The organism is Niastella sp. sgz303648, assembly GCF_059587045.1.
On the sequence record NZ_JCAPSW010000005.1, the window covers coordinates 288,930 to 304,362 of the forward strand.

At 42.4% G+C, this 15,433-nt stretch carries 14 protein-coding genes and 1 tRNA gene; 3 read left to right on the forward strand and 12 right to left on the reverse strand.

Annotated elements, in window-relative coordinates:
* Positions 1 to 89: 89 nt before the first annotated feature.
* The 11 genes from AC59IL_RS16790 to AC59IL_RS16840 all read right to left on the reverse strand — a co-directional run bounded on the left by AC59IL_RS16790 (position 90) and on the right by AC59IL_RS16840 (position 11,486).
* Complete coding sequence (locus tag AC59IL_RS16790) at positions 90 to 1,952, reverse strand: carboxypeptidase regulatory-like domain-containing protein (RefSeq protein WP_496553325.1); 1,863 nt, start codon at positions 1,950 to 1,952, stop codon at positions 90 to 92.
* A 9-nt stretch (positions 1,953 to 1,961) separates the two neighbouring features.
* On the reverse strand, positions 1,962 to 3,410 hold the full coding sequence (locus tag AC59IL_RS16795) for a PKD domain-containing protein (RefSeq protein ID WP_496553326.1): 1,449 nt from the start codon (positions 3,408 to 3,410) through the stop codon (positions 1,962 to 1,964).
* Between the two features lie 6 nt (positions 3,411 to 3,416).
* Positions 3,417 to 4,715 carry a YncE family protein gene (locus AC59IL_RS16800; RefSeq protein WP_496553327.1) on the reverse strand — a complete coding sequence of 433 codons (1,299 nt, stop codon included), beginning with the start codon at positions 4,713 to 4,715 and terminating at the stop codon, positions 3,417 to 3,419.
* A 92-nt stretch (positions 4,716 to 4,807) separates the two neighbouring features.
* Positions 4,808 to 5,416, reverse strand: a complete 609-nt coding sequence (locus tag AC59IL_RS16805) for an SDR family oxidoreductase (protein WP_496553328.1) — start codon at positions 5,414 to 5,416, stop codon at positions 4,808 to 4,810.
* A 48-nt stretch (positions 5,417 to 5,464) separates the two neighbouring features.
* Complete coding sequence (locus AC59IL_RS16810) at positions 5,465 to 5,731, reverse strand: hypothetical protein (protein WP_496553329.1); 267 nt, start codon at positions 5,729 to 5,731, stop codon at positions 5,465 to 5,467.
* A gap of 41 nt (positions 5,732 to 5,772) precedes the next feature.
* Entirely contained in the window at positions 5,773 to 5,970 is a 198-nt protein-coding gene (locus tag AC59IL_RS16815; protein WP_496553330.1) for a hypothetical protein, read from the reverse strand.
* Between the two features lie 227 nt (positions 5,971 to 6,197).
* Positions 6,198 to 6,956: an SDR family oxidoreductase gene (locus AC59IL_RS16820; RefSeq protein ID WP_496553331.1), complete on the reverse strand. Its 759-nt coding sequence runs from the start codon at positions 6,954 to 6,956 to the stop codon at positions 6,198 to 6,200.
* A gap of 177 nt (positions 6,957 to 7,133) precedes the next feature.
* Positions 7,134 to 9,764, reverse strand: coding sequence for a sigma-54-dependent Fis family transcriptional regulator (locus AC59IL_RS16825; protein WP_496553332.1), 2,631 nt, complete (start codon positions 9,762 to 9,764; stop codon positions 7,134 to 7,136).
* A 177-nt stretch (positions 9,765 to 9,941) separates the two neighbouring features.
* A complete protein-coding gene (locus AC59IL_RS16830) occupies positions 9,942 to 10,298 on the reverse strand; it encodes a hypothetical protein (RefSeq protein WP_496553333.1) in 357 nt (118 codons plus the stop codon).
* 80 nt (positions 10,299 to 10,378) lie between these two features.
* Positions 10,379 to 10,455: transfer RNA gene (locus AC59IL_RS16835), tRNA-Pro, on the reverse strand.
* Positions 10,456 to 10,586: 131 nt separating this feature from the next.
* Positions 10,587 to 11,486 (reverse strand): hypothetical protein, encoded by a 900-nt coding sequence (locus tag AC59IL_RS16840; RefSeq protein WP_496553334.1) that lies wholly within the window; start codon positions 11,484 to 11,486, stop codon positions 10,587 to 10,589.
* A gap of 148 nt (positions 11,487 to 11,634) precedes the next feature.
* On the opposite strand from AC59IL_RS16840, the gene AC59IL_RS16845 reads away from it, so the two are divergent.
* Complete coding sequence (locus tag AC59IL_RS16845) at positions 11,635 to 13,032, forward strand: serine hydrolase domain-containing protein (protein ID WP_496553335.1); 1,398 nt, start codon at positions 11,635 to 11,637, stop codon at positions 13,030 to 13,032.
* A gap of 7 nt (positions 13,033 to 13,039) precedes the next feature.
* On the opposite strand, the gene AC59IL_RS16850 is transcribed toward AC59IL_RS16845, so the two are convergent.
* On the reverse strand, positions 13,040 to 13,465 hold the full coding sequence (locus tag AC59IL_RS16850; protein WP_496553336.1) for an SRPBCC family protein: 426 nt from the start codon (positions 13,463 to 13,465) through the stop codon (positions 13,040 to 13,042).
* A gap of 75 nt (positions 13,466 to 13,540) precedes the next feature.
* Between AC59IL_RS16850 and AC59IL_RS16855 the strand changes: the two genes are divergently transcribed.
* Together AC59IL_RS16855 and AC59IL_RS16860 are read left to right on the forward strand one after the other, a co-directional pair.
* Positions 13,541 to 14,191: an RNA polymerase sigma factor gene (locus tag AC59IL_RS16855; RefSeq protein ID WP_496553337.1), complete on the forward strand. Its 651-nt coding sequence runs from the start codon at positions 13,541 to 13,543 to the stop codon at positions 14,189 to 14,191.
* A 61-nt stretch (positions 14,192 to 14,252) separates the two neighbouring features.
* The gene (locus tag AC59IL_RS16860; protein ID WP_496553338.1) at positions 14,253 to 15,422 is read left to right on the forward strand and encodes a FecR family protein; all 1,170 of its coding nucleotides are present in this window, start codon (positions 14,253 to 14,255) and stop codon (positions 15,420 to 15,422) included.
* The last annotated feature ends 11 nt before the right edge of the window (positions 15,423 to 15,433 follow it).

Genomic DNA, 15,433 nt, shown 5'->3' on the forward strand with positions numbered 1-15,433 from the left:
TTCGCGCCAATAAGATTGTATTATATACGTGGCGGGCGTCCACTCCCCTTTTTCCATATCTGAATTGGAAAAATGCTCAAACAAAATACTCAATAATCAAACCATTCCGCGGGAACCTGAAATACTTTTGAATTGTAATTCCCGTCGTGCCGGTTCATGATCACATGCATACCATCTAATGTAGCCGTAAGCCCCTGCATGTAATACAAGGCATCATAGGCTACCGGCGATGTTGCAGCTGCACTATAATCAATCAGTTCAATTTTACCATCCAGCGTAAAATAAACACTCTTTTCTCTTCCTGGTTTATAACAGAAATCCACACTGGCAAAAGTCGACAGGCTCTTCCTCGATATAGAAGATTCAAACGCTGTCACAGGATCCACGATCTGCTGTTTGTATAGCTCATTCGAATATACATAACCATTCTTCCTGCTGGGAATAACACTTACACCTTCGCCACCGGAGGCAGTAGTAGTCCTGTAGCTGCCAAATGTCATTTGTTGCGGGTCGAAGGTGCCAATGACAGGATTACCGGCCATATACGTCAAAATCAGTTTTGACTGATCATAATTCGTTCGGGCCCTATCATAGAAAGTATAATCACCCGGCAAGGCTTCAAACCATATGCGGTGGTTATCGGCGGCATCTATGAACCAGTAGTAGGCAACGCCATAACTATCCACGCTGGCCAGCCATATCATTCCTTTTCCGCTTTTTGTAAAAGTGAGTTTTGCAGGATAGAGATAAGGCCCATTGTATTCCGTTGCACGACCAGGGTCACGCACCATATCTATGACCTGTTCGGTAGTTCCGTTCTGGTTCATGATATACAACTTAGGTACCCGCCTGTATGAAAAATAGATTTTGTTATTATAGGGATTGATGGTAAACATGCCCACTTCATCTGCAAGATCGTACCTGTGTAATATATCCATACTGCCCATATCGATCTTGTACAACGCGTTGGGATGATCGGTAAGCACCCAGTAGGAATTATCTGCATCATTCACGAAATAATCCCTGATGGCCCCGGTAATATCAACAGCCTTTGAATAAAAGGCCACTTTGAATGTAAAGGTATACTGATCACCTATACTATTTACGGTGGTGATCGTAAAAGGATATTCACCTCCAATGGCGGCGCAGGCATAGCTGAAGGTCACTTTATTGCCAGCATATGAATACCTTATATCAGACTGACAACCCATGTAACCCGGAATAAGAGAAACAATGTTTACTGGTTGATTGAACATCAATGCCACGGAGTCACTTATACTTTTTGCATTATTGCCCGGGATAGCTGTTACATCCTTTAATTTTACATCGGCCAGTTGCTTTACCAGAATATTTTGCACGATGTTACCGCTCTGCAATGTCAGTTTGCCCTGGCGCATTGTATCCAGTAACGATGCAGACACCCGTACGATTATTGAATCATCACCACTGCTGCCCGTTTTATCGGGTACCAGCCAATCGTTCATGCTATTCACCACCCAACTGGTATTGCTGGCCACTTTAATTTTAAAGGTAGAAGCATAAGCACCAACAGTGATCACGCTATCAGTTAACAAATTAAAATATGCAGTTCCGGCCTTTAATGAAAAGTCTTTAATAAGGGTATCGCCTGATGTGATGGTGATGGCTTCTGTTAATTCGATATAACCATTTCTTTTAACTGATATATTATAAGGGCCTGGTTGTAACGAATCAAATTTATACTGGCCGGTGTTTGTTATTTTATTCTTGATTATTCCATTGCCCTGGATGGTCAACTGTACATTTGTAAGCACCTTGTTGTATTCATCGAGCACCTTACCCTGCACAATACCCGGCTTATGTTGTTCGGGTTCGGGTACAGGCGTGTTTTCATCTTTCTTATTACAATAAACAGCCAGCAATGTTATCAAAGACATGCAAATAAGAAGAAAGGAGCGGTTGTTCGTTTTCATGGGAAAAGTTTATTTTGGCCTGCCGGCATCATCCAGTGGCAATAATGTCATAACATAATAGAACGAATAATTGGCCGTTTGATTTACCCTGCGCGCAATAGCGAGTGTGCCACCATTACGTAATGGTTGTATGGTGATGGGCCAGCTGTCGACGCAACACAAATAGCCGTTTTGAGTTTTTTGGGTTCCATCCGGCGTTGTATACCATAGCTGGGCGCCATCCATGCTCATTTTGCTTACAGCTGCACGAAATCCATTCCCCCACTCCATTTGTAAAACAACCAGATTTCCGCCTTCTGTATTGGCAATAGCTGTAATTCCATTCTTAGCCAGTTTGCGATCGAGGAAATCGCCTGCTGTTGAAAAAATAAAAATGCCCCTGGCGTTTTCGGTGGCCACAACATAATTACCATTGGTGTGTTTGATGATGCGCATATTGCTGAGGCTGGTATTCAAACCGCCGAAAACAGTATTTTTCCAAACCAGGTCACCGGCATTATTCAGTTTGGCTATCATTACCGAATCACAGTCCAAACAGGAAGTACCCTTTTTTAAACCAGCCACCACCACGCCATCCTGCTCCGGAACCACATCTTTGCTTTGCATCATGCCTTCGGCGTATAGCGACCTTTCCCATTGCATATTGCCATCGCCGTTAAATTTCTTCACTTTGGTATAATTGGTAGTATTACCGTAAGTATCCTTTATGGGGGTTGAGCCTACTACTAAATAGCCGCCATCGGGTGTTAGCGAAACATTCGTATAGGTATCGTCAGCCGAAGATATCCTGTTCCAGATGAAAGAGCCATCGGCTTTCAATTTGATCAGTTCATTATCTCTCGTGAACCCGCTGGTAGTGCCTGTAAAAATGTAGTTACCGTCGGTGGTAGGCTTCATGCTGGTAAGGCGATAGCTGGCAGGCAACGTTTTCAGGCTTTTTTGTTTCAATAAGCTATCCAGCTGCATCAGAAAATAACCTGAACTGTAATCGGTTGAGCCCAGCAATAAAAAATCTCCGGAAGCTGTTTCCTCAATGGCAACCGGATAGGCATTACTGCCTTCTCCAAATCCAATGTTCTGTTGTCCTGAGATCACTGATACGGTTTTCTGAATAGTATCTGGTGCAACATTATTGTTTCGAACTTCGAGGGTAACAGTATATTTTCCACGCCGGGTATAACTATGTACCGGGTTTTTATCGGTAGAAGTGGTGCCATCGCCAAAACTCCATTGATAAGTTATGTTTTCAGTGGAGTCGGAACAATTACGGAAGTAAAAATTAGAATCAATATAGGTAGCATCACCTGTTTGCAAATAATTCCAAACAGGCACTTTTACCTGCACGGTAAAACAGGCGGTGGGTTGCTGTACGGTGATGGTATTTGTTTTTTTGCAGGCCATAGTGAGCGCAAAAAGCGCCAGGCAAATGAGCTTTTGAACCGGGAATGTATTTTTCATGGGCGGTTAAAGTTTAATGTTTTCTATCAGGATATAAGTATTCTGCTGATACGTATAGTTATCAGTCATGCTTACCGAGATAAGCGTATTCTCATCTCGGAACAGCTTATAAGGATAAAATCTTGTGGAGTAGCTGCCCGTATTAGTAGTGGCAGGATAAGTAATGATATCTATTTTCTTTTGCGGTCCGTTTGCGGCATAAACAACAGACCCATCGGTATTAAAAGCGAAATCGGTATACGTGCCATTCAGTTTTAAATAGCGGTCAAACACAAGCGATTTATTAAACACGGTCCCTGAAGCAGAGGTGATAAACCTGTTGCCGTCAGGAAAAGATCGAACAATATTAGCGTTCATATTATAGTCTCCATGATAGCTATCCTCTTTTTGAGTCAGCAGTGTGCCATCGGGCGTAAATTGATAATAAGAAAGATCAACAGGACTTAAGTTTATGGTGAGATCGATCATTTCAAAAGAGGACCCATCGAGAGCCACCAGTCTGGTCTGATCCCAATAACCCGTTCGGGCAATCAGCATTTTTGTAGCGCGATCATATACTTTTATACAGTTTGAATAACCGCCGAAGGAAAGGTCAGAAGAAGAAACATATAATTTTCCATTCGATGCCACTACAGAACCAACACCATATCCTGCCACATAAATCCTATCTTTCAATTGCAGCGTAGCGGCATCCAGTATTTGTACCCAGCCATCGTTAAGCGGCACGTACAATTCATTGCTTCCATTATAAGTGCCGAGGCTGCAAAAGCCAATGCCTGCAGGGAATTCTTTTGAATTTACCGGCCTCCCATTCGTATAATCAACTATATTTATTTTTTGCTGTTCGGTAATGTATAATTTCTTCTGCGGTTTGCTGATCAATACATCGGTGGGAATGCAATACAACAGACTATTGGGCCTCCTGTAAGTAACAGAAGGAGAAGGAATGCTTCCTGTTTGTACGGTATCTTTTTCTATATACAGCAAATAATAGATGTCTCTGGCTAAAGGCATATTATTTTCTGTAAACCGGGTTTGATTAATATCAGAACCGGAATAAACCGTTTCAGAATTCATCCCAAACTTATCATCCTTCAGATAGGTTGCAATTCGAATGATCTGGTATTGCTTAAAATGAGAACCCTTGTATTTATCCCAGGTTAAAACAATAGTGGAATCATTAATCACCTGGTCGATCTTTATGGTCAGGGGCTCATTTGGGGAAGGATTCACAATAATTTCATCTTCCTTCTTACACGATAAATAAGCAATGCCAATGAGCAGGCATAAGGTTAATCTTTTCATGATAACGGAATGTAGAAAAGGGATTTTTTGTCTAATATGCAAAGATATTCCCTCCCGCTGTCAATGAAAAGTCGGTTAATAAGTGTGTCGTTTTAGCGCATAAGCGTGCAGTTTTGGGCGATAAGTGTGTGGCCACGTACAGGCCCTGTCACTTCAACTATGGCGTTTAACGGCGACCCGGTAACAATTTCTGTCAATGCATCTACTACTTCACCGTCAGCAATTGGTTGAATTGCTGACGGTGAAATGCGAACTTCCTGGTCATCCGTGCCTGATCGGGCAATATTTCCGGCAAATTCGAAGAACCTTGCAGAACGCAAAATGGTATAGGGTATACCCGATTTTTTAATCAGCTTTTCCTGTTCCTGTTTTGCGCAGAAATATTCGCTTCGCTGCAGGCGCTCAGTACCAACAACTGATAATGCTATGTGATGTTTCACGCCTGCGATCACTTCAGCACGAAGCAGATTGTGTGTTGAAGTTTCGAAAAAGTTCAATTCTGCCTGGCCATCAAATGAGGGTGAGCTTGAAACGTCAACCACTGCCTGTGCATTTGTAAGCGCTTCAGGCAATCCCTCACCAGTAAGCGTATTTATACCTGAAGCCGGTGATGCGGCTATTACTTCATGATTAAGCCGGCGAAGCTGGTTTACGAGCTTTGAACCAATGAGCCCGTTACCGCCGATCACTACAATTTTCATAATTTAATTTTTGGGAGCCTTATGTTAAGACCGGTATTTAAAAATAGTTTACTCTTTCAATGTCTTCCCATCCGTCTCTACTACTAACGTACCCTTTACTCCGGCAGATGAAGAAATGGCATAGAGTGTAGCGCTATCACCAGGATTCGAACTCCCATCAACCCGGTCGATCTCATCAACATGAAAGTCTTCCGGATCGAGTCTCATGTCAAGATCGCTGCAATAAAGGCAAAACGATGCTGTTGCAAAATCTTCTTCGTAGCCTTTTTTCCTGAGGTCTGACAAAGCACCGTCAACTGATTCATGATTTTTCATATCATTTAATTTTTATGCTATCGATTAGTTTGAACACACAGCTACAATAAGTTCCGGGGACTTCCCGCAGCAACACTTTCTTCGGTATATATTAGTGGCAGGTCTTCTATACGGATAGCATCATCAAGAAATTCACTGCCTTCATTTGTGTTGTGAGGTGGCTCATTATGAACAACCGGGTATTTATCTGATGGATCTTTCAGATTATTATCAGCGGGATGTAAGAATAAAAGGTTCATGATCTTTGAATTGATTATTGATTAATTGTTTTTATGACAAGCGAAGTGAAAGATTGGTCTGCTGCCTGCTGACTTGCCGTGTTGTTGACCGGTTTTCGTAAGGATAATACGCCGGCGTAGGGATATCCTGATGCACGAACAGGTGGAAAGTGCATTCCCGTTACAACCGCCCCGGCAAGCTGTCACCCGTCGTCTTCGTTTCAACAGCCGGCAGACCAATAAAAATTTTAAGCTTTTTGGGCCTGGCTACGCAGCCATTTTTCATAACTGATAGCCCCCAGCTTTGCACGTCCTTCCAACGGTACTAACGCGTTATTGGGAATTTCGCCGCCATAATATTGGGATTGGCTATTGGGTACTACCTTGCGGGGATCGTTCGTGTCTTTCAGATACCGGGTGACGAACTCAGGCATGGTTAAACGCTCAGGGCCTGCTATCTCCATAATACCATTGACAGGGGCTCCCAACGCCGCCTCGGATACGAAGGCTGCTACGTTATCAGAAGCTATGGGTTGAAATTGAACAGCTGAAATATGCACCAGATTTCCGTCAGTAGCCTGGTTCGCGATGCCAGGCAGGAAATCGAGGAACTGTGTGCTTCGAATGATGGTATAAGGAACGCCGGATCGTTTGATCAAGTCTTCCTGAGCCAGTTTGGCACGCATATAACCTACGTTCTGCATAAGGTCAACACCTACAATAGAAAGTGCCAGGTGGTGCTTTACGCCGGCATTGATCTCTGCCGCCAGTAAATTGCGGCCCGCTGTTTGAAAAAATTCCAAAACGGCCTTGTCTTCAAAAGATGGTGAGTTGGCCAGGTCAATAACAACATCCGTGTTGTTCATGGCTTCAGCTAAGCCTTCTCCGGTAATAGTATTGATGCCGGTGGCAGGAGAAGCGGCGATCACCTGGTGACCCCACTGACGAAGATTGGCGACTACTTTGCTTCCGATGAGGCCGGTGCCTCCGATGACTACGATTTTCATAATTTGACTTTTTAGTATTATTGATTTGCCTTTATAGAGGCCAACAAAATGCCAATTCGCCAAACAAATGATTGTCAATCATGTGAGGAAAAACAGGTAATTATTTTTCACTGTATATAGTGAAAGCACGAAAAGTTTCACCATATAAGATGACTAATTTGAGAGAGACGGTTATATTCAACTAAAGTAGTCGGCCTTGGTGATGCCTAATTTTTTCATTTTGGAATGCAAAGTATTACCGGGGATATTAAGAATTTCAGCAGCGCTTCCGGTACCGGAAATTTTACCGGCACATCGTTTCAAAACATCAATAATATAACTACGTTCAACTTCTTCGAGCGACCGGTTTAAAGAATACACGTGTTCCTGTTTTTCAATACCAGCTTCCCGGGGAATGTATACATCATTCAGCACGCCATCAGTAGTTAACAGTACACTTCTTTCAATCAGATGCTCCAGTTCACGCACATTGCCCGGCCAAACATAACTGCGCAATTGCTGAAACACTTTGGGAGCGATCTTCTTTATCCTGCGGCCGGTATTTTTACTGTACTTCTCCACGAAAAAATGAATAAGCGCTTCAATATCTTCAGGCCGTTCACGTAGTGGAGGTAAATTTATAGGAAATACATTCAGGCGGTAGTACAGGTCTGCACGAAAGCGGCCTGCTTTTACTTCTTCTTCCAAATTCCGGTTGGTCGCTGCAATTAACCGCACATCGACCTTTATCGTTTGTTTACCGCCCAGCCGTTCCAGTTCACGCTCCTGGATCACCCGTAATAATTTTGACTGTGCTTCAAGCGGCAACTCTCCGATTTCATCAAGAAACAGCGTACTATGATTGGCCAGCTCAAACTTTCCTAAGCGCCTGTCGATAGCACCTGTAAACGCACCCCGTTCATGACCAAACAATTCACTTTCGATCAGGTTCGCCGGCAGGGCAGCGCAGTTAACTTTTACCATTAGTTTATCCTTACGCGGCGATGCATTATGAACAGCCCTGGCGATAAGTTCCTTGCCCGTTCCGGTTTCACCCAATATAAGCACGGTTGTATTGGAATCAGCTACCAGTGACATCAGGTGATATACCCTTTGCATAGGGTCTCCGTTGCCGATAATTTCTGAAAAATTATAAATCGTTTTGATCTGTTCTTTCAGATAATCATTTTCCACCTCCAGTTGTTTTTTATAGGCCAGTAATTTTTCATTGGCCAGTATATTGGCGATGGCAATAGATATCTGTGCGCAGATACCTTTCAGTATTAACGGGCTCAGGCGATTGGCAAGCAGCCAGATTGTACCGATGTCTTTGTTGCCAGCCCGAAGGGGCAGGCCGTACATATTTTTTAACCCGGTTGTTTTCCACAGCCGTGCATATGCGTTCCCACTCTTTAGCTCTTCTTCCACATTAAACACCAATCCTTCCTCACTGGCCAGCACCTGCGCGGTATATGTTTCTTCGATGGTAATGCGGTTGGCGGCCATTTTATCAAAATCCACTTTTGCATTTTCAAACAACGTGCGGTCATACATATACGGAGTCATGTGAAAGCCATCCTCATCGATCACCCGGAGCATGGCGAGCTTTGTATACAACGTTTTATCCAGCACCCTGAAAATAGCGGTCTGCAGGTCAAGCTTCGTTCTTGCCTGTGTAATATCATTGCTGAACCCGAGAAGAAATGCTTGCTCCTCCTGTTTTTTGCTGATATGCTCATTGGCCATAATATTGGCCAGGGCAATAGATATTTGCGCACAAATACCCTGCAACAACGGCACATTGATATTTTCAATTTCCAGAAACAAAACGCCATGATTCGTTTCCCCGTTACGCAACCGGATACCTACAAAGTTTTTGAATCCCATTGCTTTCCAATTCAGTAAATAGGGAGTGGTTATGCCGCGTTGTATTTCCCGTTCTACATTAAACAATAAGGGGATGGAACTGTCCAGTACACGGTTCTGAATTCCGTCGTTGATAGGATACCTGGCTTTCTCCAGCGCACTCACTATATTTTGATCGTGTTGCTTTATACCGAGATCATAAACATAGGGGCTCATCGTCGTATTGTCTTCATTGATCCTGCGAATAACATAGCCACTCTTCTGATTTAACCTGCGTATTGCCGTGCGAACGGCACGGGCAAGTTCTTCTTTCGTTCTTACAGATGCGATGTCGCTGCTAAAATCAAGCAGAAATGATTTTTCCTTTTCCTTGTTCAGCAGCTCTTCATTTTTGATAATATTCGATACGGCGCCCGACAACAGAGGCGCAATCCCTTTAACAACATTCCTGAACTCATTACTGAAACCAACGGGTTTATCGGTATAAATATGAATAAAACCCATTGGCTTTCCTTCCTTCATCAATTTGGTCATTAAAATTTCTTTTACGCCTCCTTCATAATTTACCCGCAGAAAGGAAGGGCTTTGCGGCTGGTTCATGATGTGCTCCAGCATAAAAGATATGGGGCCATCGGCCTGCAATACCGCCTGAATGAACGGTTCGTTCAGGGAAAAATGAGATATTGTCAATTCCTGATAGCTGGCATGCGACCTGATGGGCGACGATTCATGATCCAGCAGAAAGGGAGTATAAGTTTCGTCGTTGGCATCGATCAGGGTAACGATCGTATGCGTAAAATAGAAAAGACTTTTTATTCGCTTTGAAAAAAGAACGATCAGATCGTTTTTGTCACGAACTTTAGTGATATCATTGCTAAGGTCTAATAAGATCCTTCGTTCCTGTTCAAGAGCAACTTTGGAAGGAACAGGCAAATCAGATTCCGGATTTTTTGCCTTTTTCATAAAAGCAATTTATGTAAAATTAGTAAGGCGGCTGAAATATCGGATAAAATCTCCGGGGTCACAGGCCTAACCTGTAGGATTACATATAATTGCGTTTACTTAAGGCAGTTCAAACCTGTTTATGGATGAGTTGTTGGAAACTCAGGATTAATATTTGTTTTTGCTGAAGAAGGATGCTCACTCCTGCCTTTTTACAAAATACATTTCCTGGTTTTCATAAAAATGCGCCAGGTCTTCTTTAGCAGTTGTTAATGCTTTCACTTTATCCTCATAATAAAGTTTACCTATTGAATGCTGATAGGCATTTGCCAAAAATCTCGACTTCCCTTTAGTTTCGGGATCGTCCTTATGCGGTTCCATGTTCTTCATTCTGGCTATAAGCCCAAACACTTTATTACTGCCCAGGTAATCGATAATTTCAGCAGCCTTGTATCTGTTCTCTATAATTTCATTACAAAGTTCTACAGCCGCTAAACGTAACACCCGGTCACCCACCAGTTCGATCTTTTTAAAAACGTGTTGTTCTTCTGTCATACAAATAATTTATAGAAAAAACTTCAAATTTGCAGCAAATACAATAAAAAAAGCGGCCTCTTAGGAAACCGCTTTTTTCTTGGTCGGGTGGACTGGATTCGAACCAGCGACCCCTTGCACCCCATACAAGTGCGCTACCGGGCTGCGCCACCACCCGAACATGGAGTAAGATGTACTTTACCCGCTTATCGCGGAACTCCGCACACCCTCAATATCCATTTGGGGGTGCAAATGTATCCTAAAAAACTGGTTTTCTGAAAAATATAACCTGATTTTTTTTCCGCCCCCCTACACATTCGAATAACCCACGCTTTTCAGCTTATTCGTCTTCAGATAAATATATTGCCTTTGCGCGTCGATAATAATATTGAACCGCTTTAAAACATCTCCGCCCAAAATGCTCATCTTTTGCCGCCCGATGGCGCCTTCAAAAAAACCGGCAGGTACATTTAATAATTTCTGGTTGCCAATGATAAATGACTGCAAAATGGCCTTTTTGGTTTTTAAAACGTGGCCATAGGAATCCTTTAATTGCTTTTCGGCTACCACTGTTAATTGTTCGGCCAGTTTGTTGTCGCTTACAAACCGATCATCAAATAAAACGGCGCCTGCGTAACCTGAATGAATTAAGAATCTGTTGTTGTAAGAACCTTTTCCCGTTTCACAGGTTGCCTCAAGGAACATGTTATCATTTTCAAACGCCAGTTTGAGCTTTTGATATTTTTTACTTTTTCGCGGAAGATCTGCATACAACCTGATCATTTTTTCATTAAAATTTATTTCTATCACTTTGCCTGCAAAAAGATCAGGTCCGAATTTGCCATCGGTATGATGTCCTGAATTTATATTTTCCCATATTGAAAGGCTATCGAAGGTCAATGCGCCTATTTGCAGGGTGTTGCTTTTACTAAATCGCGAAGCGTTCCCGCCCCAGCTTTTCACCGTGTCGGTTCCATCAAAGGACATACTTTTCAGTTTTTTGATGGCCTCTTCGGTTAATGTAACTGAATTGGCGGCTGTATGAAACATCAACTGTACCGTATCTTTTTTATTCAAAATAGCCTGTACCGAAATATTGTTGTACTCCGTCAGCAGAAAAGGAATGCTGTACGCCGTTTTTTGTTGCGCCTGCATGGCTTCACTCAAAACAATTAACAGAACTACGAGGTAAAGTTTACATTTTAGCATAAATATTGTTGTAAGGTTATGGTCAACAGGTTACAATAATACAAAACCATTGCATCCCTTTTACCTGTATCCTGCTTCAACGGAATAATCTTAAATTAGATGGGATTCGTGCTCATTTCAGCCTTCAAACACCTTAAAATAGTACCTCATGAGGCAACAACTGTTTACCATGTTGTTATGCACCACTCACTGCTGCTTTGCGCAACAGCCCTACAAGGCAACTTATAACCAATTAAAAGAATATGAAGGCTTGTATGAATACACCAACCACAGCACACTTAAAATAGCTGCCTCACCGGCCGACACCTGCCTGTATGCAATTCTCAATGAAAGCAGGTATAAACTTGCAGCGCTCGATAAAGACCTGTTTGCAAATATGTCGAAAGAAAAGGTGCTGTTCATCAGAAATAAAACCAATGCAATTGCCGGCTATACATACAATAAAGACACGTTTCGCTTATTAAGCAAAAAGGTTACCTTTCCGCGATCGATGTGGTATGCGAGATTAACTGCTGAAAAGCGTTTTACTTATCAGTACCATCAACCGAAAGACCTGAAAGATGGTTTACCCACCGGTAGCATTATTAAATCGGGACTCGACCCGGCCCTGTTGGCTGAAATGATGCGCAAAATTGTCGATGGCACCTACCCTCGTGTACACAGTGTTTTAATTATCAAGGATGGTAAACTGGTTTTTGAAGAATATTTTTATGAGTACAATCGCGATAGCCTGCACGAACTTCGTTCTGCTACCAAAAGTTTTGTATCGGCGCTCACAGGCATTGCTGTTGACAAGGGCTTTATCAAAGACATAAATGCTTCGGTGCTATCTTATTTTCCCGAATACAATTTCACCAATAGCTCTGATTCCAAAAAACGCATCACTCTTAAAAACCTGCTTACCAATCAAAGTGGGCTCGATTGCGATATCGCAAACGATAAATCGGCTGGTAATGAAACGCAAATGGGTAATGCAGATGACTGGGTAAAATTTACATTAGACCTTCCGGTAATCGACACGCCGGGTGGCAAAGGCATGTATTGCTCGGGCAACGTTATTGTAGCCGGTCGCATTATTGAAAAAGCAACCAGGCAGCCTTTGCCTGAATTTGCCAATAATAATCTGTTTGTTCCCTTAGGTATAAAATATTTTAAATGGAATTTTAAACCCGACCCTTCCAGTGCCGAAACTTTTTGCCAGCTTTACCTGCGCCCGAGAGATATGGCCAAATTTGCTTTGCTGTTTCATAACAAAGGTAAATGGAACGGGAAACAAATCGTTTCGGCCGATTGGGTGCAGCAATCGTTCATGAAACATTCCGTTGTGCAAAACGTTGATTACGGATATCTGTGGTGGATCAAATACCTCGATGCCGATGGCGTAAGATATTATAGCAGGGCGGCACAGGGTAACGGTGGTCAAAAAATTTACATCTTTGAACAGCAGAACCTCATTACGGTTATAACAGGCGGCAACTACAACACGCAATCGCCTTCAGACGAACTGATCAAAAAATACATTTTACCGGCTTTCAATAAAAAATAATCGGGAGCTATTGCTCGCTCTGTTTTTTCATTAATTCAAGCGCAACATTCCAGTAAAAATAAAAATGCCTATACGATACTTCCGTTACAATATTAGTTTGTGTAAACACGAGTTTGGTTTGGCCGTTGGTTGCTGTTAGCCGGTAGGTAATTACAGAATAATTTTCAGGCACATCAGCATGTTGCGATAAAGAAGTCCAGAAATTGTACTGAAGGATCTTTTCCCGCTCGCATTGTAAAACAGTTCCTTTGCTTTCGTAAATAATACCATGCAAATTCCCGCAAAAAACTACCGGGCTGCCGGGCTCCCAGGTTGATGTGATGTTTATTTCCGAATCAGATATCCATAACTTCATTAATGCAGGATCAGTCAAAGTATTCCATACTTTTGAAGCGGGCGCATTAATGTGTACTGTTTTTTCAATATCCGTCATATTAATATCTTTTTAATTGTCTTATTGTTAAAAAGAGGATAAACGGTTTGATTTAAAATAACAAATGATTTTAATTTGTCGTTAAAATCGTTTATTCCTTATCGTACGCTGTTTAAACAACCTGTATTGACCCACAGAAACGACATCTTACCTGATACCGACAAATTGCTTTTCAACCTTATTGCAGAAGGTGATGAAAAAGCTTTTGAATCATTGTTCAACCGTTTCCTGCCAAAATTATATCCATTTATAATAAAATTTACAAAGTCGGAACCGGCCACGCAGGAAATTATCCAGGAAACATTTATCAGGGTGTGGTTAAACCGCGATAAGCTGGCCGATATCGAAAATCCCGGCGGCTGGCTGTACAAAGTGGCATCCAACGAATGCCATACCTATATGCGTAAAATGGTGTTGAATAAGAATTTTTTCAATCCTATCGCTGTAGAACCTGATCCGGTGAACACCACCAGCGAAACGCTCGACTGGAAAGAAATAAACCGGCTTATCGGTGAAGCAGTGAGCAAATTGCCGGCACAAAGAAAGAAAATATATCAGATGAGCCGCAATGAGGGAAAAAGCATTCCTGAAATTGCAGGGGAATTGGGCTTATCGCCTCATACTGTAAAAAATGCCCTTGTTACTTCCTTAAAATTCATACGCGAATACCTCGGCAAATACGGCATTATTTTTTTCATACTTACGTTTCACTGGTTGAAAAAATAAAAAATATTTTTAGTGCCGATAGTCCTAACCGTGCGCTCATGCTTCTTATTATAGAATCCAAATGAACAAACACCGATTAACATATTTATTACAAGGGCACCTGGCCGGTACAGCTACAACAGCCGAACAACAGGAGCTGGCTGCTTTTGTAACTGCCAATGCTAACACGCCATTGTTTACCGAAGTGCTGGCCGAACTGATGCAGCATGAAACGCCTTTACAACCTGCTAATGCGGAGCCCTGGCAAAAAATGTTGCAACAGATTATTCAGATCGATAAAAAGCCGGTTAAATCAACAACCAGAATAATCAGATTATACCGGTGGGCCGCTGCAGCCGTAGTGCTTTTGCTGGTTGGCACGGCATTGTATTTTTTAAACAACCATACAACAAAAGATTCACTGACGGCTAATGAAAAAAACGGTCCACATATTTCCGTTATACCTGTCACCAAAAATGTGCTGATACTGGCCGATGGATCACAGGTATTACTTGATGAAGCGCCAAATGGCCAAATTGCCGTGCAGGGAAAAACGATCATCACCAAACACGATAAACAGATTATTTACAATGCAGGCGAGTCAAATGCCACCATCGCATACAACATACTATCAACCGCACCCGGCAGCAACTATGAACTGTTATTGCAAGATGGCAGTCATGTTTGGTTAAATGCAGCCTCGTCGGTTCGCTTCCCCGCTGCTTTTACAGGCAACGAACGGGCGGTTGAACTGAGTGGCGAAGCCTGGTTTGATGTACAACATGCCGATAAAATTCCTTTTACTATTCAATCAGGCGCCGTAACCACTTCAGTTATGGGCACTGCATTTGACATCAGGGCATATCCCGCGCAAAAAAGCATGATGGTATCGGTACAACGGGGTAAAGTGAAGGTGCAAACAGGCAATAAAATTTTGGCCATGTTGCAGAAAGGACGTCAGGTAAGAATAAACAGTGACGCTTCCATCACACAAAGAAATATCGATACGGCGGCAGTAGCAGCCTGGAAGCAGGGCAACCTGTATTATAAAGATGAAATACTCGCCGACATTATTGCCGATTTGCAAAGAGTGTTCAACAGCCCTATACAAATTCAACGCGCTTCATTGAAAGAGGTAAGCACTACGGCTTCTTTCAAAAAAGATATTGGCATTCAAAAAGCCCTTGAAATACTTTGCCGTATAACGGATGCTAACCTATCGAAAAAGAACGGTATATATATAATAGAATAAGCAACCTACAA